The sequence below is a fragment of the Arthrospiribacter ruber genome (assembly GCF_019343195.1).
Taxonomy (GTDB): Bacteria; Bacteroidota; Bacteroidia; order Cytophagales; family Cyclobacteriaceae; genus Arthrospiribacter; species Arthrospiribacter ruber.
Window position 1 is genome coordinate 248,864 of sequence record NZ_RPHB01000002.1, and the last position, 23,379, is coordinate 272,242.

The window sequence follows — 23,379 nt, forward strand, 5'->3', positions numbered from 1 at the left end:
GCAAGGCTTAAATGAAACGGGCCCAAAATAAATAACAGCAAATGACAGACATATACATTACGGACAAAACCTTTCATCAAAACGACTCACTTACAAAAGGAGAATACGAAAACTGCACATTCCAAGCCTGTAACTTAGCTGACTTCAATCTGTCCGGTTTTAAGTTTACTGACTGCACTTTTATTGCCTGCAATCTGAGTTTGGCAAAGCTCACTAAGACAGTGTTTCGTGATGTACAGTTCAAAGACTGCAAAATGTTGGGTCTCCGGTTTGACCACTGCAATGAGTTTGGCCTTTCATTTTCCTTTGACGGTTGCCAGCTAAACCACTCTTCATTTTACAGGACAAAAATCAAGAAGACTGTTTTCAAAAAATCCCAATTGCAGGAAGCAGACTTTTCAGAAGCGGACCTGACGGCTGCATTGTTTGAAAACTGTAACCTGGAAGGTGCAACTTTTTACCAATCAATAATTGAAAAGGTAGACTTCCGAACTTCTTACAATTACACTATTGACCTGGATGAAAACCGGGTTAAGAAAGCAAAGTTTTCATTTTCGGGCATTGAAGGCCTGTTGGCGAAGTATGATATTGAAATTGAGCACTCAAATTAGAACACAAGTTGCTAAAAATTGAAACTGTAACAGATAAAAACCTATTGGCAACGGACATACTATAAGTTTTGCTAAAGGATTTCTAGCAGTGCATTTATATCCATAAACCCTAAAGGGATTTTGGCTATTGCTTATCGTTAAAATTGTACTCCTTTCCAAAATGCACTCTTCCAAAAGACAGGTTTGAAAACAGTCTGATCGGGCTCCCGGAATTACCCCTATTTCTCCCATCATTTATGCCCAGCCTAGCTACCTCAAAGTCAGGGATACTGGGACTTTTGGGTGGGGGGAGGAATCTTAGGACAATGGATTTAGAATCAAAATCAAGACATATAAGATATCAATTGTTCAATACTGATCAACTTTAAACCGTGTTTGACAGCAACTTTTTTTAAGTCATCAAGGCGTGCCATTGAGCCGTCTTCATTCAAAACTTCAATCAGGACTCCGGAAGGCTTTAAACCCGAGAGCTTGGCCAGATCAATCGCTGCTTCTGTATGACCCGGTCTTACCTTTACACCCCCACTTTTGCCAATTAAGGGGAAAATATGACCAGGAATACCAAAGTCTGAAGGTATTTTATTTGGATCAACCAAAGCATTTATGGTTTTTGCTCTATCAAATGCCGATATCCCTGTAGTACAACCAAATCCAACTAGATCAACTGAGACTGTAAAAGCTGTTGAATAATTTGAAGAATTATTATTGACCATTAATTTAAGGCCCAGTTCATTACATCTTTCCTCGGTCAAAGACACGCACATTAACCCTTTGGCCTCTTTAGCCATAAAATTCACCAATTCAGGAGTAATGAGTTCGGAAGCGCATATCATATCACCTTCATTTTCCCTATCTTCATCATCAACAACAATTACGATTTTTCCATTTTTAAAATCTTCTATTGCTTCTTCTATTGTGTCAAACATCTGTAAATATTAGAAATACTCCTTAGTTAATAAAGTTGCACAAAGAAAACTACTTCCTTCCAAAAAAAAGCAAAATTCTATTAAATTAATCAAAAGTATTGAGATTTTGGAGCTACTACTTCAGTCAAAATAGTTGCTTTTATGTCCATTAATAGAACAAAAATGCTTAAATCATTTAAAATGGCATCATTCTGTTCAAAAGGCAAAGTAATCCAATAATTTTTAACACAAGAAAATTGCTACTAGATAACACTTAAAATGAGCTGATTACAGGGAAAACTCAATTAAAAACTCAAGGATCCACTTACGAATTACCCCTATTTGTTTTTATTAATTTTTTATTTCTTATGTTTTTTTTCGTTTATTTGTTATTAAATCCACGCATTTAAGAAGCTTTCTTAAAGAAACCTTCATATATTAAAAGGTTGATTATCTGTATAAATGGAAAAATCTATCTAAAAGGATTCATAATTTAAATAAGATGTAAAATGATTTTCAAAGGGAAAGAGCAAAAAAAAGTAAGCTTAGGTGTCATCATAGGAAACAGAAATTTTTTCCCTGACAGCTTGGTTTCGAAAGCCAGAAAGGAGCTTATTGAATTACTTAATTCTATCAATATAAACGGTATTTTACTCAGTGATCAGGACACTAAACTAGGCGGTGTCGAGACTTTTCAGGATGCTGTTAAATGTGCAAAGCTATTCTCAGAACATAAAAATGATATAGTAGGCATCTTGGTCATTCTACCGAATTTCGGGGATGAAAGAGGCGTTGCCGAAACCCTGAAACTGGCAGATTTGAATGTCCCTGTATTGATCCAGGGTTACCCTGATGACCTTAACAAGCTTGATGTAGCCAGAAGAAGGGATGCATGGTGCGGTAAAATCTCTGTTTGCAACAACCTCTATCAGTATGGAATAAAGTATTCATTGACCACAGACCATGTTTGCTCCCCTTCGGATCCTAAGTATTTAAAAGATTTACAGGATTTTGTGTCCGTATGCCGTGTTGTCAGAGGTATGAAATCAGCCCGAATTGGTGCTATTGGTGCAAGGCCAGGCGGGTTCAACACGGTTAGGTACAGTGAAAAGCTTTTGCAGCACTCCGGGATATCAGTAGTTACAGTGGACTTGTCTGAAATATTGGGCAAAGCAAATAAAATAGACAATGAGTCAGCAGAAGTCAAAAAACGATTAGAATTAATCAATTCATATGCTAATGTGGGAAGAACTCCTGCGCAAGCTTTGTTCCAGATAGCAAAGATGGATATAGCGCTCAATGATTTTATCCAGGAAAATGCTCTTGATGCAACAGCGATACAGTGTTGGACTTCTGTACAGGAGAACTATGGTTGCAATGTTTGTACAAGTATGAGTATGATGAGTGAGAATATGCAGCCCAGTGCCTGCGAAGTCGATGTCACCGGAACTTTGACGATGTATGCCATGCAATTAGCTTCAGGTTCCCCATCGGCTTTGGTGGACTGGAACAACAATTACGCGGAAGATCCGGAAAAATGTGTTTTGTTTCATTGTGGAAACTGGGCCAAATCCTTCCTTCCCGATATTGAAATAAGCACAGCACCTATACTGGGCACTACTGTTGGTGAAGAAAACACTTATGGTGCTCTTTCAGGAAGAACACCTGCATCGAACCTTACTTTTGGAAGAATCTCAACAGATGATGTAAAGGGTAAAATTAAAGCTTACATAGGAGAAGGAGAACTTACAAATGATGAACTCAAAACCTTTGGAAACAAGGCTGTTGCAAAAATTCCTAATCTTCAGGATCTGATGAAATATGTTTGTAAAAACGGCTTTGAGCACCACGTGGTAATGAACGCTTCCCATTCTGCCCACATTTTGGAGGAAGCATTGGAAAACTATATGGGTTGGGAAGTTTACAGACACTGAAACCGTTTTGATACAATGTAAATTAATGTACATGACTGAAATTGAACTTAAACTAAAATCTCTTGAGTACAGAAAAAAGATCCTCAGGTATATTAAAATGGCTTCGGCTGGACATACTGGAGGGAGTCTCTCCTGTACTGACATCCTAAATGTTCTTTATAACAGAATAATGAATGTCAATCCACAAAACTTCAAGAACAATGAAAGAGACCGTTATATACAAAGCAAAGGACATTCCGTGGAGGCACTTTATGTTGTTCTTGCTGACCAGGGTTTCTTTCCCGAAGCTGAACTGGAAACCTTATGTAAATACAAATCCCATTTCATTGGCCATCCTACGAGGAAAGTACCGGGAGTAGAACAGAACACCGGAGCTTTGGGGCACGGCCTGGCACTCAGTGTAGGAACTGCCCTGGCAGCAAAGCTGGATAACTTACATTTTAAAGTTTTTACGCTTTTGGGGGATGGGGAATTGGCTGAAGGATCCAATTGGGAAGCTCTTTTAGCGGCATCCCATTACAAACTTGACAACCTTGTTGTCATCCTTGATTACAACAAGCTTCAGATAACCGGTCCAAATGCTGAAGTAATGAATTTAGAACCGGTAATTCCAAAGTTTGAATCCTTCGGCTGTTCGGTCAGGCAAGTGGATGGCAATGATCTAAAGGAGCTTGAGAACAACCTGTTAGATGTCCCTTTCGAAAAAGGGAAACCAAATGTAATTATTGCACAGACAGTAAAAGGGAAAGGAGTAAGTTATATGGAGAATACACTAAAATGGCATCATGGTGTACCAAATGACCAGGACTATAAACTTGCCATCGAAGAACTAAATAATCAAATTTCACAACTTCAAAAACCTCAACTGCATGAGAAGTGAGTCGATCATTAAACCTTCATCCCTTAAAATGGGAATACCAAACCTGGAGGCTTTTTCCAACACCCTTCAAAATCTGGCAGAGTCAGACAATGACATTATTGTGGTAACAAGTGATTCCAGAGGTTCTGGCAAACTTGTACCCTTTGGGGAAAAATATCCTGAGCAAATTGTGGAAGTGGGCATAGCTGAACAAAATCTGGTTGGAATATCAGCGGGGCTGGCTTCAGCGGGCAAGAAAGTCTTTGCTGTTTCTCCGGCTTGTTTCCTGACAGCAAGGTCTTTTGAACAAGTGAAAAATGATGTGGCTTATTCAGACAACCCTGTAAACTTAATAGGAATTTCATCTGGGGTAAGTTACGGAGCTTTAGGGACAACCCACCATAGCCTCCATGATTTTGCTGCCCTTAGAGCAGTCAACAATATTACCATCATTTGTCCGGCAGATAATTATGAAACTGAGCAAGCCATAATGTTTGCTGCGGCGTCCGATTTCCCTGTATATATCAGGTTCGGCAAAAAGCCAATGCCATTTGTTTCTGAAAGCAAGGATTTTGAAGTTGGAAAAGGCAGATTAGTAAGGGAAGGGAAAGATGCTGTGGTCATTGCGACGGGAGAAACGGTATTTCCCGCTCTTGAAGCAGCACAGTATCTGGAAGACAATCACAATATACAAATTGGAGTAGTGAGCATGCATACCGTTAAGCCGCTGGATGGCGGATTGTTAAAAGAACTGGCAAAATCTTACCCTGTTATGCTAACCGTAGAAGAACACATGGTGAATGGAGGTTTGGGGGAAGCATGTGCCGCATTTCTTATACAGTCTGGTTTCTCACCCAAATTCAAAATCATGGGAATCCCTGATGAATATACCATAACAGGATCACAAGTTGAAATATTTGAACATTACGGAATTTCAGGAAGAGGTATTTCAAAAGAAATTCTGGAATTGATAAGCCTTTGAGTATTTCCCTGCACGCTATAAAAACTACTTTAATGATGATTTCGAATGTTAAGAACTTTGGATTGTTTTTGATTTTTATCAGCACATTTATTCTCTTTCATGCTTGTAAGCAAAAACCCCGGCAGCGAGACACAAAAAAAATTGCTGTAGTAATTTCCACTTTAAACAATCCCTGGTTTATGGTGCTTGCGGAATCAGCAGTAAAAGAAGCTGAATCTTTGGGTCATGAAGCAAAAATTTTTGATTCCCAAAACAGCACAGCCCTAGAGGCTGACCATTTTGAAAATGCAATTGTTTCAGGTTATGACGCCATCCTTTTCAATCCCACTGACTCTGATGGATCAATTTCCAATATTCAACAGGCTAAAATTGCCGGCATACCGGTTTTCTGCATGGATAGGGAAGTTAATGCCAAAGGCGTAGCCACTTCGCAGATCCTTTCGGACAGCTACTCAGGCTGCGTTGCCATCGGGAAGCACTTTGTCAAAAGTCTTGACAAAAAGGGCAGGTATGTGGAAATTATCGGTATGGTGGGTGATAACAACACCTGGAACAGGTCTTCAGGATTTCATTCTGTGGTGGACAATTATCCGGATTTGATTATGGTTGCCCAGCAAAGTGGGGAGTTTGACAGAAATAAATCCATGGAGGTCATGGAATCAATATTACAGGCACAACCTGATATAGATGCGGTTTTTTGTGGCAATGACCCCATGGCAATGGGTGCCTATCAGGCCTTGGTTGCAGCAGGTCTTGAAGACAAAGTAAAGGTTTTCGGTTTTGATGGAGCAAGTGAAGTCATCACATCCATTCAAGATGGTAAGATACAGGCAACCGGTATGCAATTCCCTGAATTAATGGCCAAAACAGCCGCAGCATTTGCTGATCAGTACTTCAGGGGGGAGAGGGAATTCCCGGAAAAAACGCCAGTCTCAGTTGAATTGGTCACCGAAGAGAATGTCAGATTTTATATTGAAAATTAAGGACGCATGACTGAAAAACTATACAAAGCAGCAATCAGTGTGGGAGTCCTTGTTCTTCTGGTCTATTTGTCTGTTGAAATCCACCCTTTAAGTGAGTACAAATTAGCCAAGGCAGGTAGGACTTTCGACGCAGCGGCTTTTTCTCAGGAATACTGGGATGAAATTGTGCTTCCCGGACTTGGGCAAGCGGTTCCACTGGATTCCCTTATCCAATGGCTTGAAACTGATAAAGAAAAAACATTTGATCAATATGGATCAGCATTAAGTATTGGAAATATCAGGTATTTCCTTGTCAAAGGTACCGGTTTGGTGGAAGAACTTAATCAGGACTACCTGAAACTCAAACCGGACAACAGGAAACTGACAATTGCTTTTGAGTTTATCTATGGAAATGCTGCAAGAGATGCTTTTGATGTCATTGACCTCAATGATTTTGACAGTACTTCAGAACTCAACAGTGTTTCTGAACACCTCAATTCAATCATCAAAAACAACATTATCTCTTCATTTTCAAAATCAGTAAAGCTAGGGGATCATGTAGGATACATCGGTGTAATTGAACTCAACAGGCAACATCTGATGCTTCAGGATCTTGAAATCATTCCGCTTCAATTATCTCTCAGACCTGATTTTCAACAATAAGGACAAATGCTAATAGCCAAAGACATATCCAAAAATTTCTCCGGCGTCCGTGCATTGGAGAGCGTAAATATGGAAATTCATTTAGGTCAGGTTACAGCCTTGATCGGTGAAAACGGAGCGGGAAAATCTACCTTGATGAAAATTTTATCCGGAGTATATCCAGATTATGATGGAGAAATTATTTTCAATGGAAAGAGACTTGGTTTTTCCAATCCCAGTGAAGCACAGCATGAGGGAATAGCAATCATTCATCAGGAATTAAGTTTAATCCCTCAACTGAGCATTGCCGAGAATATTTTCTTGGGGAGGGAAATCACCTACAGGTTTGGAACCCTCAACAAAAAGCTAATGTGGAGGCGTGCAAAAGAACTTTTGGACCGGCTCAAGTTAGACCTTGATCCTAATACACCTGTTTACACACTTAAAGTAGGTCAGCAACAAATTGTGGAGATTGCAAAAGCATTACTTACAGATGCTGAAATAATTATCATGGATGAACCGACTTCCGCTATCAGTGACCAAGAAGTAGACATCCTCTTTGAGATCGTTAAAAATTTAAGAAATCAAAACAAGGGAGTTGTGTATATCTCCCATAAGCTGGATGAGCTAATCAGGATTGCCGATAGGTTTGTGGTTCTCCGGGATGGAAAAACCATTGAATCGGGATTGATAAAGGGAATGAATAAAGATAATATCATTCAGAAAATGGTGGGCAGGAATATCCAGCTTCTGACACCGCCGGAAGTATCTGGTCAGGAAGAAAAAATTCTGGAGGTAAAAAACCTTAGCTATACCCCTAAAGGAGGTACCAAAAGCGGCATGCTGAAGCATATTTCATTCAATCTATATAAAGGCGAGATCCTTGGGATTTTCGGTCTTATGGGAACAGGAAGAACAGAGCTTTTGGAGTCCTTGTTTGGGCTTCACCCTGGAACCAGCGAGGGAGAAATCCATATTAATGGGACAGCTGCTGCTTTCCAGCATCCTTCAGATGCTATTCAGGCAGGACTGGCATTGGTACCTGAAGACAGGAAGAAGGACGGCCTTGTCCTTGGCTTGGATGTAAGGACAAATATTAGTCTAACCGTGTTGGACAAATTGGAGAACTTCGGAACAATCAATCATAAAAAAGAAACCAGGCTGGCAGGCAAGTACATAGGCGAACTCGGTATAAAAACCTCTTCTCAGAAGCAACTGGTTATGAACCTGAGTGGTGGAAACCAGCAGAAAATAGTCATTTCAAAATGGCTGGCCACCCATCCAAAAATCCTTTTGCTGGATGAGCCAACAAGGGGCATAGACGTGAATGCGAAAAATGAGATTTACAAACTTATCACCCAATTGGCAAAGGAAGGGTTGGGAATCATCATGGTCTCCTCCGAACTACCTGAAATACTTGCTGTCTCCAACAGGGTTCTTGTCATGGCGGAAGGAGAACTCACAGCAGAAATACCAATATCTGAGGCCAATGAAGAAGTGATCATGCAGGCGGCCATTCCCAAATCAAAACAAGCCTCCAATTAACTTAAAGGACAATATATAACCGCATCAAAGATTCGATTATGGAAAAAAGCACATCAATCCGGAATTACAGGGACATATTGATTAAATTTCAATCCTTACTGGCATTGGTTATTTTATGTTTTGTACTGGCAATGATGACCGATATATTTTTCACCTCTTCGAATATGCTCAATGTCATGAGGCAGATAAGTGTCAACATCTGCATTTCTGTTGGAATGACTTTAGTGATCCTGACCGGGGGAATTGATTTGTCTGTCGGCTCTATTCTGGCCCTTTCCGGTGCTTTGACAGCAGGCTTTTTGAAATTCGGGCTTGAACTCCCTTTCTTCGATACCTTTATCGGCTTTACTATTTTTGGTGCTGTCCTGATCGGAATTCTTAGTGGAACTGCCCTGGGCACTTTCAATGGATTGGCCATAACTGTTTTCAGGGTTCCTCCTTTTGTGGCTACTTTAGCCATGTTAACTATTGCCAGAGGCTTTACCATGCTTTATACCAAAGGCTTCCCGATTTCCGGTCTGGGCCAGAACTATGCCTTCATAGGTACAGGGTGGCTTCTGGGCATACCGGTTCCTGTATGGATTGCCTTAACAGTTGTGGCCATTGCATTTTTTGTGACCAATAAAACCCGTCTTGGAAGGTATATTTATGCCATTGGGGGGAATGAGAGTGCCGCCCAGCTATCCGGAATAAACATCAGAAAAATCAAAACCATAGTCTATGCCATAGCGGGTGGTTTGGCAGCTTTGGGAGGAATCATTGTCACTTCCAGGCTTGACTCCGCCCAACCCAATGCAGGAGCCAGTTATGAACTTGATGCGATTGCCGCTGTGGTAATCGGAGGAACTTCATTGTCAGGTGGAAAAGGTACAATAGGAGGAACTGTATTGGGTGCAATAATCATAGGTGTCCTGAACAATGGGCTCGTCTTGTTGAACGTTTCTCCTTTCTGGCAGCAGGTAATCAAGGGTTTTGTGATTCTTTTGGCTATAATTATTGACAAATCAAATACCAGGAAATAATGACCCCCAACACAAAGCACATACTTTCTATTGACCAGGGATCAAGCGGAACAAAGGCCATCATTTTTGATAGTCAAGCTAATTTGGTCTGTAAGTTTTCTACTCCATTGTCTACACTTTATCTCAAAGAGGGTTTTGTTGAACAGGATCCGGAATTGATCTTTTCCAACGTCCTTGAAGCAGTGGAAGGATGTCTTGAAAATTTCAGGTCCAAAGGGAATGACCCGGCATCCATCTCTTGTATTGGTATTTCAAATCAGAGAGAAACATTTGTGCTTTGGGATGAAAATGGAAAACCTCTTTACAATGCCATATCATGGCAATGTAAAAGGTCTATTCAGATCTGTGAAAAGTTAAACCAAAATGAAGTATTCGCAGAAACCGTCCAAAGGAATACCGGACTCATCATAGATCCTTATTTCTCAGGCACTAAATTGAAATGGCTTAGGGAAAATGTTCAGGATATCAAAAAAGCAATAGAAGCTAAAAAAGTATATTTTGGCACCATAGATACTTGGCTTTTGTTCCGGCTTACCAAAGGAGAGTCCTATCTTACAGACTATACAAATGCTTCCAGAACTCTACTTTTCAACTTACATGATTTAAGCTGGGACAAATCAATTTTGGAAAGTTTGGGTCTTTCTGATATAATCTTACCACAAGCAGTTCCTTCATCGCATTATTTTGGAAGTTCCGATTGCAATGGTTTATTCAAGAAGGAAATCCCTATTACAGGCATGATAGGCGATTCACATGCGGCCGCATTTGGGGAAGGGTGCTTTTCAGCAGGAACTGCCAAGGCAACAATGGGCACCGGTTGTTCGATCATGATGAATATTGGTCCTGCCTTTAAACCTTCAAAAAACGGAATGGTAACTACAATCTGCTGGAGTACGGAGAACAGAGTGGATTTTGCGATGGAGGGCATCATTGTTTCCTGCGGTGCTACTATTGAATGGTTGAAGAATGAACTGAATCTATTTGAAAACAGTGTCACTACCAATGATATGGCCCGAAATGTAGAAGACAATGCCGGAGTTTATTTAATCCCTGCATTCAGTGGCCTGGGTGCCCCCCATTGGCAGATGAACCGAAAAGCTTCAATTTCAGGGTTAACATTTGGGGTGAATAAAAACCATATTGTCCGTGCAGCTTTAGAGTCGATCCCTTACCAGATCAAAGACATTGTACAGGCAATAAAAGAAGATACTGGCATTGATCTTGAAAACATCATGGTAGATGGCGCCATCAGTAGCAATACCTTTGTGATGGAGTTCTTGGCTTCTCTGTTAAAAAAGTCCTTAAAAACCTTGGCTATGTTTGATGTCTCTGCACTTGGGGCAGCGATGATAGCTGGGCTTAAAAGCGGGCTATATAAAGATTTGGATGAATTGAAAAAGCTGAACAAGATCAAGCAGGAAATAAAACCATCACTTCCCAATGAATTAATGGACAGGTATTACGGCGAATGGAAAATCGCCTTATCCAAAATCTAAGCATTAAAAATCTCAAAACTATTACATCAAATTGCCCGGAGTACCTAATGGCAACAGTTGTATTGACATCTACCTAATGATCACAAGTAGGGCTTGCTGAAAAATAAAATACTTGTCAAACGGGGTATTCATCAAAATTTAAAGCATTTATTCTCCAGTTGGCGTTTTTCAGCAGACCCTAGGTACTATTTTCAGCACAGTGGTCCATGAAATCCAAAAGTTCAGGAATTGTTATGGTATTTGGACCAGAGAACAAATGAGAATACATTTAAACGGTGAATTTAATTTATTCAACCAACGATTCAGGAAGATGCTTACTGTTCCTTTATTTAAAGAACAGCGTGGATAATTCGATTAAATACTGTCTCCACTCCAACCAGGTATGTAAACCCTCAGTTTCTCTGTAAACGTATTCCAATCCCAGCTCATCATAAAGCTTCCTCAGTTCTGTAACGGTTTCGAATAGAAAGTCATCTTTTCCGATTCCGATCCAATACAACTTGGGCTGGCTTGCTATCAATCCCTTCAATTCATTTATATGTTGTTCCTCGTCATAGGATACCGGAGAATCGCTGAAGGAACTGAACAGTCCCATACTCATGACACCTATGTAGCTGAACATTCCGGGGTTTGAATTGGTGATGTTTTGAGTTTGATAACCTCCCATAGAAAAGCCCGTTATGGCCCTGTGATCAGGATCTGCAATAACCCGAAAGTTAGATTCTATGAATGGAATCACATCATGTAGGAAGCTTTCTTCAAACTTTTTGGAAGCCATAGCACCTATACCGGCATTGAGCTTAGGGCTTTGGCCGAGTGGGGAATCCAAAGGTGCCGCCACTGCATCTGGATTGCCATTGGTAATGACTACAATCATGGGTTCCGCCTTTCCGGAAGCGATAAGGTTATCCAAAATGTAATTCGCCCGACCTCGATTGACCCATCCTTCTTCATCTCCCCCACCCCCATGCAACAAATACATAACAGGATAACTTTTTCCATCTGTTCCATAGTCCGGTGGAGTATATACATGCATCCTTCTTTGGGTGCCCAGTATGGCAGACTGGTACCAAACAGCTGTTACACTTCCATGGGGAACGTTTTTGGTGGCCATAATATCCCCCAATTTCCCCGGCACCAAAAGCCTGTTTTCGATCCAAACTCCATCCCTTGTTACTGCCGGGTTGGAGGGATCAAGTGTAAAGGTACTGTCAACAATAAATCGGTATTCGTACATATTTGAAGCAAGCGGGCCGACCTTGAGTTCAAAAATACCTTCTCCGTTTTTAGTCATGGGTATAGGGGTAATCTCTGGTGTGAAGGTACCGACAACGCTCACTTGTCTTGCATTAGAAGCTTTAATTCTAAACACCACTGAATTATCCGGAAGCACTTCTGGGGAACGCAAAGTACTTTCCTGTTGGGCTGGGGAATTAAAAATCACAGCAAAAACCGAAATACAAATTGAAAAAATTTCAAAGAAATATTTGAATTTACTTTTTGGGCTTGAAAGATCTGCTTTCATATTGGTGCATTTTGAAGCTGGAAAGAATTGCTAATCTTGAAAACAACAGAAATATTTTCATTTTTGAGTTAAGGGACTATTGTTACGATTACCCTTTTATACCTGGACAAGGCCGGAGTTCCTTTGTCTGTTACCCGGAGTATAAAATGAACCGTTTCAGGCTTCTGCACCACCGGAGCTTCAATTGTATGGACATTGTATAGATTTTCGGAATAGGGCCTGAAATCAATGTCTTTTTGATATGACCCAACTTCCTTATACTGAAACCACCAATAACTCAAATTGTCTCCATCTGGATCATATGTCCCACTGGCATCCAAACTAAAAACCTCACCTGACTTCACCGTAAATTTATCAGGGTGTCCCAAAGCGGGTACAGGTGGATGGTTTGCATTTTCAAAATTTTTAACTGTCCAATCCATCCTTGCAGCAAAATCATTCTGAAAATCATCTCTCCAACGCCATAGCGTCACAAAATTATCTGAAAAAGCAACAGTATCCTTTCTTATCGCTCTACCATATTGATTAAAAACCCTTGGACTAAAAGTATCCTCAGCATTCGTCCAAATGGGTCTGGTTTCCGGTTCCATAGGTACTCCTCCGGTAAACCTTGAATCGCTGTTCCCTTGAAATTCGGGAGTGTATAATTCATATCTTCCGCCCCATCCTCCCCAATCTGGGTGTTCGGGATTGTTCAGACCATTTGGGATTACATTTAACCACGAGGGGGTATCCCCTTCCAATCCGTATGCCACATCTGGGTAAAGAGACCCTAGGGGCCCATGCCCTTGCTGAATATTGGTAGCGAGCCATTCGTTGCTGATAGTGGTATTATCGATACCCTCCACTACTTGATTGATGGCTCTCCAGGTAGCATTGGCATAGGATCCAGGACTAACTATATAGGCCAATCCGGGAAATTCCTTCCTCATCCATGATCCAGAGTCGTCCTGATCCGATATTGTATACACCATCATTTTATTGATGAGTTTTTCTGCTTCCTTTTTTGTTCGTGTTTCCCTGATTTTCCAAAGTGCCTGAGCCAGAGTATTTGGTCCCCCCCAAACAGAAACATGAACAGGTCTATCATCATTTTTTTCGAGAATTTTAATGATGAGTTCGGAACCCTCAGAGTCCTTCCCATCACCTACTCCTTCCATGCCATAAACCGGCAATCCTTTTGAGACCAGAGATTTCAAGTGAGCTGCTTCAGGAAAGTCTTTGTGGTGCAGGAGCAGGTTTGGCTGTACCCTTCCATAGGCATCCAAGATTTCATGTATAGTTTCCGGGGCAACTCTGGATTTCTGGTGGACAGAAGTAGTAGCGATAATTGCTTCTATATCAATTTCATTTGAATATAGTAATAACCTGATCAAAGTTTGCGCATCGTCCGGATCAGCTTCAATATCTGTCAGCACCACCAGCCTATGTTTTGGGGTGGATTGCCCAAACAAATGCAGGTTTACAGAAACTAAGACAATTGTCAGTATAAATATCTTTCTCATGTAAAAAAAATGTATGTCATCATTCTCTGTAAATATAACCTTTGGACACAAATTCCAATACATCAGGGAGAGCTTCCTGCCAGTATTTCCAGGTATGGTCGCCGTCTCTGACTCTGAACTGATGAGGTATTTCATTCTTCTTCATAGCTATATGCAGCAAACTATTCCCTTCATAAAGGAAATCATCATCACCACAGTCCAGATACCACCTTACAGCACTTCTATTTTTTTCAGGTAAGTCTTCAACCATAGACAATGCATTATGCTTTCTATAATAGGTTCTCATTTGGCCATCTGATACACCTGCATTTTGAGAAGAATAACCTGCTTTTGCATCTTCAAAAGTAAGAGGACCGATATAAGAACTCAAAGGGCAAGCCGTCTGAAAAAGGTCCGGGTGTCTTAATGCATACATGAGCGTTCCTCCTCCTCCCATGGACAAACCAGCTATGGCCCTGAATCTTTTACCTTTCTTTACCCGGAATTTTTCTTCAACGTGAGGGATAAATTCATCAAAGAAAAAATCTTCATACCTCCAGGTATTGTCAATACTATTGAAATATCCCCCCTTGTCCGTTTCAGCATGAGGCATTACAATTATCATTGGACTTACAGTACCATTTGATATTCCTTCATTAGCTGTATGTTCCAGCTTCCCATATTGGATCCAACCGGTATGGTCATCATTGGCCCCATGAAGCAGGTATAAAATGGGATAATCTCTTTCTGATGTGTTGTATCCGGGGGGCAAGTATACGGAATACTTTTTTGATTTATTAAGAATCTCGCTTTCAATGGTCTGGTTATCATACACAATTCCTGTTTGGCTATAAGAATTAATAGCAATAAAAACCAGAAACAGCATGAGGGGGATTTTCAACTTTAACATAGGATTTGGTTTAAAAGGAAAAGACAAATGATCTGATCATAACCCACAGAAGGGGACTAAGAAGAAAGGTGAAGAATTCCCTCACCTTTCTTGAATTAAACAGGTTGGTGGAAATGAGTTAATAACCTGGATTCTGTTGTAATGTACCTCTACTGATATCTATCTGAAATAGCGGTATTGGGTATACATTATTTGTACCTGGATTAAATGCTGCTCCTTGATAAGCCTGTGTTCTGATCTGACTTTCATAATTAATAAAGTCATTCAGGTATTCGTTAGCCACACCCCATCTTACCAAATCGAAAAACCGGTGTCCTTCAAGACCCAATTCAAGCTTTCTTTCAAAATAGAGTGCTTTTCTTGCCTCAATTTGGCTTGAAAATGCGATATGACCCGGAGGATAAACATCTACCTGGTAATTGGCAGCTGCCGAACCATCCTCATAAGTAACATATTCACTGTTTTTTGCTCTTTCCCTGATCATATTGATATAATCACGTGCAAGGTCAAGGTTACCCAGTTCTATTTCTATTTCGGCCGCCCATAAGATGACTTCAGCAAAACGGATATAATTATAGTTATTTGCAGTTAACCCGGTCGTCCATTGACCAACCTCTGTGAAAAGTCCTTCCTGCGATTTTTTATAAAGTTGTTTTTTGGGAGTGTAAGGCCCTCCATAATTTTGATCTCTGATCCAGTCTCTACCTGGATGTAAACCCCAATCAAAAAACGGTATACCTCTTCTACCTACAGTCCAGTCAAGCCTTGGATCAAGTGGACCGTTATCCAAATCAAAAGGATCAGTTGAAGCAAGGCCATCATCACTTTTTACAGCATTTTCAGGACTGTTATAACTTCCATCCAACATTGGAAGACCATTGCTGTCAACCCTAAAGGAATTAACAAATTCCTGGGAAGGCTGAAAGAACCCACAGCAAGAACCAGGACCTCCATACGGGAAATTCAGGATTTCGCCATACCCTGCATTCCATCCACCTGAACCATCATTGGCCGAATATTGCCAAGCAAAAACAGACTCCGCAGAATTATTATGCTCAATATCGAAGTTATCACTAAAATTATCAATTAAAGCATATTTGACACCCATAGGGTTCACGCCATTGTTGATGATTGCTTCCACTATGGGTTTAGCTTCCTGAAATTTCTGTTGATAAATAAGCGCTTTAGCCAACATTGCACCAGCGACCCATTTATTGACCCTTCCGACTTCCCCCATACTTTCCGGCAAATTTTCATAACCAAATCTTAAATCAGCCTCTATTAAGGGCCAAATATCCTGATCGTTGGGCACATAGTAACCTTCTGTATCTTCATTTAGGTAGGGGACATTCCCCCAAAGCCTTTTGGCTTCAAAGTGATAATGTCCTCTTAGGGTAACGGCCTGACTTCTAATTCTCAAAATAGTTGCTTCATCCTCCCCTTCGATAGTATTCAAGAGGTTGATCAGTGTATTTGTTCTTGCAATACCATCATAAACTATTCTCCACTTTCCATTAAAGATATCGTTTGCCGCATCCATGGAAAATGTCTGAACCTGGGCAACAAGAGCATTATCACCTGCATCGGAACCCTTATTTGCTTCACCTCCGGCGATGCTTCCATAAATCCAGTTGGATGAAGCTGAATTCCAACTTGTCACATTTTGTGAAGTACCATCCAGATTTGAATATACTCCGATCAACAATTTTTCAGCTCCGGCAACATTCCTTAGGACATTTTCATCCAGGGTACCAATAGGGTTCACACGAAGGAAGTCATCACTGCAGGAATAAGATAATATCAGTGCTCCTGCTATAAATAAGGTAAATATTTTTTTATGTAAATTTTTCATAATTAGAAAGTTTAAAATCCAACATTAAGCCCAACAAGAAATTGTCTGACATTTGGATAATTCCCATAATCGATCCCAAATGCTGTATCACCACCGATCAGTTCAGGATCAAGACCTGAGTAGCCTGTTATTGTAAATAGGTTTGTTCCCTGAACGTAAAGCCTGAGTCTACTTAACTTCAGTCTTTCTAAGGCATGGCCGGGAAAGGTATACCCCACCTGCATTTGTCTTACTCTCAGGAAGGATCCGTCTTCAACATAATAGGAGCTAGACTGGGCATTTGTACTGAAATTACTTACATTTTCAGCCATTGGCGTTGTAGCACCAGGATTTTCCGGTGTCCAACTATTCTGCAAGAGGTCAATACTTTTTGCTCCTTGAAAAGAGGGCCAGAAGTCAGTGTACCATTTGGTAAAATTATATATATCATTGCCCACGGAAGCGAATAGGAATGTACTGAAATCCCAATTTTGATATCCTAGACTAAGGTTTATTCCAGCTGTAAAGTCCGGAATAGGGCTTCCCAAAACAACCCTGTCGTCCGGTCCTATTACACCATCACCGTTTACATCCGCAAAGCGAAATCTTCCCGGAGCGGCAAAAGCCTGAGTCGGAGCACTGTTTACTTCCTCTTGGCTTTGGAATATCCCTTCTACCTGATATCCGAAGAATGCCGACATAGGGTTACCCACTCTATTAATGGATATATTCCCTATTCTGGAATCACCTGCGAAAAATTCATTTACACCATCTGCTAAATTCAAAATCTCATTTCTGAAAGTGGTAAGGGTTATATTGGTTTCAAACCTAAGCCCGTTTCGGAAATTGTTTCTGTAAGTCAGTTCAGCATCAATTCCTGTATTGAGCATTCTTCCTACATTTAAAAAAGGAACATCAGCTCCTCCGGCCAAGCCTGGTAAAGGGGGGTTATACAATAGATCCAGATTCTCTCTTCTATACCAATCCAGAACAAGAATTAATCTGTCCTCAAAAAATGAGGCATCTATCCCGACATTTGCATTTACTGCTCTTTCCCATCTGGCATCAGGATTTCCAATTCTAAAGGGCCTAAAACCTTGAACAGAGCTTGTATTTGACCCTGAGATATCATAAAATGAAGTATTTGGACTTCCTCCGAACAAGAAGAACTGATTGATCGGACTTAATGATTGTTGATTCCCCATAACTCCATAACCGCCTCGGACCTTTAGATCTGATAAGAATCCTGAATTTAGAAGAAAGCCTTCTTCAGACAATCTCCAGGCACCAGTCACGGAGGGGAATGTGCCAAATTGGTCTCTGAAGCGTGAAGAACCATCCCTTCTCACCGTAAAGCTCAATAAATACTTATCGTTATAGGCATAATCACTTCTTAGGAAATATGAAATCCCTGTGGTTGGAGTCAATGCATTAGACGATGCATTGATAATTTGCGCACCATTATCCAAAGTTCTGAAATCAGGGTCCTCTGAAAAATAATCTCCTCTATTACCAGAAACAGTTCTTCCAATATCAAATTTCAACGACTCATACCCTGCTACGGCAGTAATTCTATGCTTATCGAAGGTTTTGGAATAAGTTAAGGTATTGGTGAAGGTCCAGTCAGACATAAACATTGCTCCTTCGGTAAAACTGTTAGCTTCGACATTTTGGCCGTTTTCATATGTTCGGTTTGTGAAATTGTAGAAATATCCATTGGTATAAGTACCACCTGCACTACTTCTAAAAGAAAGGTTATCGGTCAGGTCTGCTTCAACATATATATTACCCAAAATCCTTGTATTTAAATCTTGGTTAAACCTACTCCTCCCCTGTCTGGCGACGGGATTGGACCCATTTCCTGTACTTGGAGCACGAGTTCCGGCAAAATTACCCATGATATCTCTAACTGGGACAATTGGCTGCATCCGGAAACCTTGCGCAATGGCATTGCCCTCTGCTTGGTTCCCTGCCACCAGTCCCCTATTTTCGCGGTAGGATACTTGTAAATTCTGACCAATTCTAACTCTATTACTGATCTCAAATTCTGAGTTTAACCTTGCAGAATACCTTCTATTAAAACTTTCAATTACAATTCCATCTTGATTGAAATAATTTAGTCCTACCAAGAATCTGGATTTTTCACCTCCTCCTGCTAGAGATATATCATGGTTTTGTATCGGTGCATTCCTTGTTACTTCACGAAACCAATTCGTTCCAACCTGGTTTGCTCTTACGATTTGATTGATATTTGAATAGTTGTCAGGATCAAAATTATATAGACTTGGATCGGTTCCGGGATCACCTTCCATAGCTCCAGCTGGCAAAATATAATCCGGTATTCTAGGGCCTGAGCCGCCTCTGTTCCAAGTTCCATAAAGCGGATGATTTTCAGTATTGGAAGTACCATTTTCAAATACCAGCCATTGAAGGTCTGCCATTCCTTGGGTATCAAGAAGATTATTAAATCCTTGGCCAGGATTCTGAACACCATAAAATGCATTATAGCTGATTTGAAGCTCACCCTTTCTACCTTTTTTGGTTGTTACAAGAATAACTCCATTTGAAGCTCTTGACCCATAAATTGAGGCCGCTCCTGCATCCTTTAAAACTGAAATAGACTCAACATCATTTGGGTTAAGAGAAGATATATCTGTTGTTTGAACTCCATCAACAACATATAAAGGTTCATTGGCCTGAAAAGAGCTAAAACCTCTTATTCTTACAGTTGAGGGAGCTCCGGGCTGACCAGAGGAAGTCACATTAACACCTGAAAGCCTTCCTTGAAGCTGATTCTCAACAGTGGCGACAGGCATTTCCATTAGTTGTTCTGACTTAATCTGAGACACCGAACCGGTAATATCTCTTTTTTCCTGGACAGCATAACCTGTTACCACCATTTCTGTAAGATTAGTTATATCTTCCAATAACACTACATCAATCACAGATTGATTATCTACTGCTCTTTCCTGGGAATTATATCCAATAAATGAAAACACTAAAACATTGCTTCCATCAGGAATTGAAATTGAATATCTGCCATCAATATCTGAGGCAGACCCAATGCTGGTATTTTTTATCAAAACCGTTACTCCGGGAATACCTTCCCCCTGTTCATCGGTAATGGTACCTGTAACAGTTTTTTGGGCAAATGCTATTGTTACAGAAAGCATTCCTCCCAGCACCAACAACAAACATTTTTTGTACTTATTTTCCATAATTAAGGTTAGTGGGTTATGTAATTGAAAATTAAACTCAGTCATCCATTTGTCATTTATGACTGGTACTTATAATAAATTTTGATTTCAAAAGATTTAACAACCAATAACTAAATCAAATGTGCAAAACACCGAAGGTTTTTATTATCAGTTGTAAATCAACCATTCATTAACAAATAAACATAAATTAAAATAAAAATAAAAAATAATTCGTAAATATTTGAAAGATTTAAATCAGCATTCGAAAGTAATCAATAATAAATATGAAGTATATCAAAACAAGCTCCAGGGATTTAATAAAAAAATTGTTTTAAAAAAACAAACAAAGTAAAAAGGCTTGGGAATGTCCCAAGCCTTTTTAAAACAACTTAAACCCTATCAATTATTTACTTCTATTATTGCAACTGTGGGCCTGTGGCTTTCAATAGGATTTCCCCCATGCCTTGAGACCAAAAGCCCTTTTTCATAACCGTACTGATGGTCCAGTTCAGATTCTGTCCAATCCAAAGAAACCGACTTTTCATCACTCCACTCTCCAGTTTCAATATCCAAAAATTTAATAGTGAAGCTTTCATTCATTGTCCAGGGGTCCAGCCGAAGTGCATTTTGCCCTGGCGGTAAATACACTGCATATTTTTCACCCATAATTGCCAATGCATAGCCTTCAGAAGCCCCGATCAATTCAATTTCCTCATAGGGATGTGAAGAAAACACATCGAACTCCTTTAAAAACAAATCCAAAGCTTTCAGATTTTTTTGAGCCCTTTCATTTAAACCTAAACCCCAGTTCCCTTCGTTTCTATGAAATCTCATAGAAGCGGCTCCTCCAAAAACATTTTTCCAAAACCTGTCCTCAGCATCTTTTGAAGTTCCAGCAATAGAACCAACCATACCCATACCATCTGCCGCACCGTAAATCTTCTCATTGTTCATGGGGAATGGACCTTGCGGATCCATCTGTATTAATTTCCTCCATTGCAACAGGTTTCGGTAGTGATTCTCACCTCTCGCCCCTCTTGAGTCCTGATTGTTTTGGGAAATTTCGGCAAACGAGAACAAATCTTTGTGCATCATAACCTGCCTCACACCTGTTGAAGGGACAAGGTTCATACTGGTAATAAAGACTGGTTTAGAGATTTCCTCCGCTTTGCTCTTAATATATTGGGCCCAGAAAAATTCCCAATCCATTCCCAGACTACTTTCATTACTGATATTATAAAGGATATTGTCGTATCCGAAAGTCATTGACAGGATCTTGTCAACATATTTCTTTTGAAGGTCCAAAACTTTTGTGTTGGCTGTTCGGATCGAACCTCCATAGTAATCATCTCTACCTGTAAGTTCAGCTGCATCAAGGGTCACATTATTTTTTGGATTAAGAGGATGCACTTCAAATTGATTGAACATAAGATCAAACCAATCCCAAAAAGTAATTTGCACGATGATATCACGTTTATTTGCTTCTTCAAGGAAAAAAGCAAATCTGTCCCAATACTTTTCATTCCATTGGTCTAGATCATATTTACCACTCTCCAATTTTTTGAAAGCAAATTCATTGCCCTCATCTCTATCGGACATGGTATTCCTTAGGTAATTTCCCCCTACCGAAACAAGGAGATCAAGATGATCGGTCAACTCTTTACCGGTCCATTGCCATATATTATCATCATTTGTCCCTCCTCTCAGTAAAATGGGTTTCGATTTATATTCCCAGTACCAGGTATTCTCCCTATAAGGTCTAATACCATCATATTCGTCATTAAACAAAGGTTCCGCATTTCCTGTACTCGCCCAAGAGATTGTAAGGACTACAAAAAAGAAAAATAAATTATTGACTCTCTTCATATCTCATTTGTGTTTTATTACTGTATATTTTTCATTTTCAAATTTTACGAAAATAAAAATAAATAATAATAAACAAAAGAAATAAATAGCAAAAATATAATTACGTTTATTGGTAAGAAAAAAAGCATAATTGAACAGAAACTTTCAATGCTAAAAAAAAAGGGATACGAAGTATCCCTTAAAATCCATAATGGAAACACTGATGTTATTCGGCAAGTATTAACTCTATCTCATTATCTTCAAATACTTTCTTATACTTTTTGTCCAGTTCAGCATCTGTAATAATGTGATCTATCAAAGACAATGCTCCCAAACTGGCGAAGGAACTTTTTCCGAATTTAGTAGAATCCGCAACAAGGAACGTCTGATCTGCAGCATCAATCATTGCCTTTTTCACCACAAGATCACTTATACTAGGATAAGTCAAGCCGGCTTTCAACGAAATCCCAGCTGTAGCCAAAAACAGTTTTTGCACGTAGAGACCCTCAAAAAATTCAGCCGCCTTCTGTCCTGTTAGAGATAATGTGGGGGGCTTGAATTCTCCGCCAGTCATCACCACATCAATATGAGGCTCAGCTCCAAGTAAAATAGCTATATTCAAAGCATTTGTAATGACAGTGAGATTTTTGAAACCCCTAAGTTTTTTTGCAATCTCGGTTGTTGTAGAACCTGAATCCAAAATAATAGTATCTCCGGTTTCTATATATTCAAGACATTTAGTAGCAATCAATTCTTTTTTATCTAAATTTTCCTGATTTGCCAGTGAAAAGTTTTTCACTTGATCTTCAATGTTTTTTAAAAATACTCCCCCATGTTCTCTTTTTACTAAACCATTTTTTTCCAACTTCTCGAGATCTTGTCTAATTGTCACATCAGTCACTTTAAAAAGTTTAGCCAGGTTACTTACTTTCGCAGAACCGTCTTCTTTAAGCATTTCGACAATTTTTTCTCTCCTTTGATTGGGTAGTAAATCCATTTCTTCAGCAATAAATTAATTACAAATAAAATTAGTCAATCTTCAAAAATAAAAAATAAACATTAAATTTTAAAAGTATAATTTAAATAAACGAAACAAAATTAAAAAAGAAGGCCTTTCAGTTTTTAAACAAATTCATCATTTCTGTTGGACTTTTTATTGGGATAAACCGTCAGAACTTCAGGTTTAATGTACTCCTATTGGGGGAGAGGGTAAAATAAAGAACTATTCATTTCAAATACCTTCCCTCTCCTAATAGTAAAGTGCTACTATTTACTATTGAGTGAACTACTCCCCATTATCAGACCACTTGTCCGCTATTCTTAACTGAATTTTCTTTTTGTTTTTCATCTCTTAAATGCCTACCAACAAGCCGGATGGATTCTGTCAAGGGCGGTCTGTGATGCGCCTGCGGCAGACCGTTCATTTTACCCTTGACAGGTTCCAGACGGCTGTTACCTTTGCATTTGAGATGATAAAACAACTAGGCTGCTTTTTTCAAGCCTAACTTATACACATCGGCAGTTTTTCTTCTGCTTATACCCTGATGGCTTCGTTCTAAATTAGGGCGTGCTGAAAAACTCCAACAGGAGAATAAATTCTTTAAATTTTGATGAATACCCCGTTTGTCT

At 39.7% G+C, this 23,379-nt stretch carries 16 protein-coding genes and 1 pseudogene; 9 read left to right on the top strand and 8 right to left on the bottom strand.

What is annotated here, in order from left to right; genetic code table 11:
* Positions 1 to 41: 41 nt before the first annotated feature.
* Positions 42 to 611, top strand: a complete 570-nt coding sequence (locus tag EGN73_RS04085; RefSeq protein WP_219287204.1) for a pentapeptide repeat-containing protein — start codon at positions 42 to 44, stop codon at positions 609 to 611.
* A gap of 332 nt (positions 612 to 943) precedes the next feature.
* Here EGN73_RS04085 and ribB read toward each other — a convergent pair.
* A pseudogene (ribB, locus tag EGN73_RS04090) lies at positions 944 to 1,537 on the bottom strand (3,4-dihydroxy-2-butanone-4-phosphate synthase); the annotation flags it as partial.
* Between the two features lie 488 nt (positions 1,538 to 2,025).
* Here ribB and EGN73_RS04095 point away from each other — a divergent pair.
* Genes EGN73_RS04095 through EGN73_RS04130 form a run of 8 tightly spaced genes read left to right on the top strand, consistent with a single transcriptional unit; the run spans position 2,026 to position 10,958 of the window.
* Complete coding sequence (locus tag EGN73_RS04095) at positions 2,026 to 3,450, top strand: L-fucose/L-arabinose isomerase family protein (protein WP_219287206.1); 1,425 nt, start codon at positions 2,026 to 2,028, stop codon at positions 3,448 to 3,450.
* A gap of 31 nt (positions 3,451 to 3,481) precedes the next feature.
* A complete protein-coding gene (locus tag EGN73_RS04100) occupies positions 3,482 to 4,330 on the top strand; it encodes a transketolase (protein ID WP_219287207.1) in 849 nt (282 codons plus the stop codon).
* A complete protein-coding gene (locus EGN73_RS04105) occupies positions 4,320 to 5,291 on the top strand; it encodes a transketolase family protein (RefSeq protein WP_246611466.1) in 972 nt (323 codons plus the stop codon). The genes EGN73_RS04100 and EGN73_RS04105 overlap by 11 nt, the downstream gene beginning before the upstream one ends.
* A 35-nt stretch (positions 5,292 to 5,326) precedes the next feature.
* Positions 5,327 to 6,274: a D-ribose ABC transporter substrate-binding protein gene (locus tag EGN73_RS04110; protein ID WP_219287622.1), complete on the top strand. Its 948-nt coding sequence runs from the start codon at positions 5,327 to 5,329 to the stop codon at positions 6,272 to 6,274.
* Positions 6,275 to 6,280: 6 nt separating this feature from the next.
* On the top strand, positions 6,281 to 6,916 hold the full coding sequence (locus EGN73_RS04115; protein ID WP_219287208.1) for a DUF2291 domain-containing protein: 636 nt from the start codon (positions 6,281 to 6,283) through the stop codon (positions 6,914 to 6,916).
* 6 nt (positions 6,917 to 6,922) lie between these two features.
* Positions 6,923 to 8,440 (top strand): sugar ABC transporter ATP-binding protein, encoded by a 1,518-nt coding sequence (locus tag EGN73_RS04120; RefSeq protein ID WP_219287209.1) that lies wholly within the window; start codon positions 6,923 to 6,925, stop codon positions 8,438 to 8,440.
* A gap of 38 nt (positions 8,441 to 8,478) precedes the next feature.
* Positions 8,479 to 9,462, top strand: a complete 984-nt coding sequence (locus EGN73_RS04125; RefSeq protein WP_219287210.1) for an ABC transporter permease — start codon at positions 8,479 to 8,481, stop codon at positions 9,460 to 9,462.
* Positions 9,462 to 10,958 carry an FGGY family carbohydrate kinase gene (locus EGN73_RS04130; protein ID WP_219287211.1) on the top strand — a complete coding sequence of 499 codons (1,497 nt, stop codon included), beginning with the start codon at positions 9,462 to 9,464 and terminating at the stop codon, positions 10,956 to 10,958. The genes EGN73_RS04125 and EGN73_RS04130 overlap by 1 nt, the downstream gene beginning before the upstream one ends.
* 325 nt (positions 10,959 to 11,283) lie before the next feature.
* On the opposite strand, the gene EGN73_RS04135 is transcribed toward EGN73_RS04130, so the two are convergent.
* The 7 genes from EGN73_RS04135 to EGN73_RS04165 form a co-directional block, all read right to left on the bottom strand.
* The gene (locus tag EGN73_RS04135; RefSeq protein ID WP_219287212.1) at positions 11,284 to 12,483 is read right to left on the bottom strand and encodes an esterase; all 1,200 of its coding nucleotides are present in this window, start codon (positions 12,481 to 12,483) and stop codon (positions 11,284 to 11,286) included.
* A 68-nt stretch (positions 12,484 to 12,551) separates the two neighbouring features.
* Positions 12,552 to 13,988, bottom strand: coding sequence for a nucleoside hydrolase-like domain-containing protein (locus EGN73_RS04140; RefSeq protein WP_219287213.1), 1,437 nt, complete (start codon positions 13,986 to 13,988; stop codon positions 12,552 to 12,554).
* Between the two features lie 19 nt (positions 13,989 to 14,007).
* Entirely contained in the window at positions 14,008 to 14,877 is an 870-nt protein-coding gene (locus tag EGN73_RS04145; protein WP_219287214.1) for an alpha/beta hydrolase, read from the bottom strand.
* Between the two features lie 118 nt (positions 14,878 to 14,995).
* Positions 14,996 to 16,729, bottom strand: a complete 1,734-nt coding sequence (locus tag EGN73_RS04150; protein WP_219287215.1) for a RagB/SusD family nutrient uptake outer membrane protein — start codon at positions 16,727 to 16,729, stop codon at positions 14,996 to 14,998.
* Between the two features lie 11 nt (positions 16,730 to 16,740).
* Positions 16,741 to 19,926: a SusC/RagA family TonB-linked outer membrane protein gene (locus EGN73_RS04155; protein ID WP_219287216.1), complete on the bottom strand. Its 3,186-nt coding sequence runs from the start codon at positions 19,924 to 19,926 to the stop codon at positions 16,741 to 16,743.
* Positions 19,927 to 20,304: 378 nt separating this feature from the next.
* Positions 20,305 to 21,771: a hypothetical protein gene (locus EGN73_RS04160; protein WP_219287217.1), complete on the bottom strand. Its 1,467-nt coding sequence runs from the start codon at positions 21,769 to 21,771 to the stop codon at positions 20,305 to 20,307.
* Between the two features lie 205 nt (positions 21,772 to 21,976).
* Positions 21,977 to 22,747, bottom strand: a complete 771-nt coding sequence (locus tag EGN73_RS04165) for a DeoR/GlpR family DNA-binding transcription regulator (protein WP_219287218.1) — start codon at positions 22,745 to 22,747, stop codon at positions 21,977 to 21,979.
* Between the last annotated feature and the right edge of the window lie 632 nt (positions 22,748 to 23,379).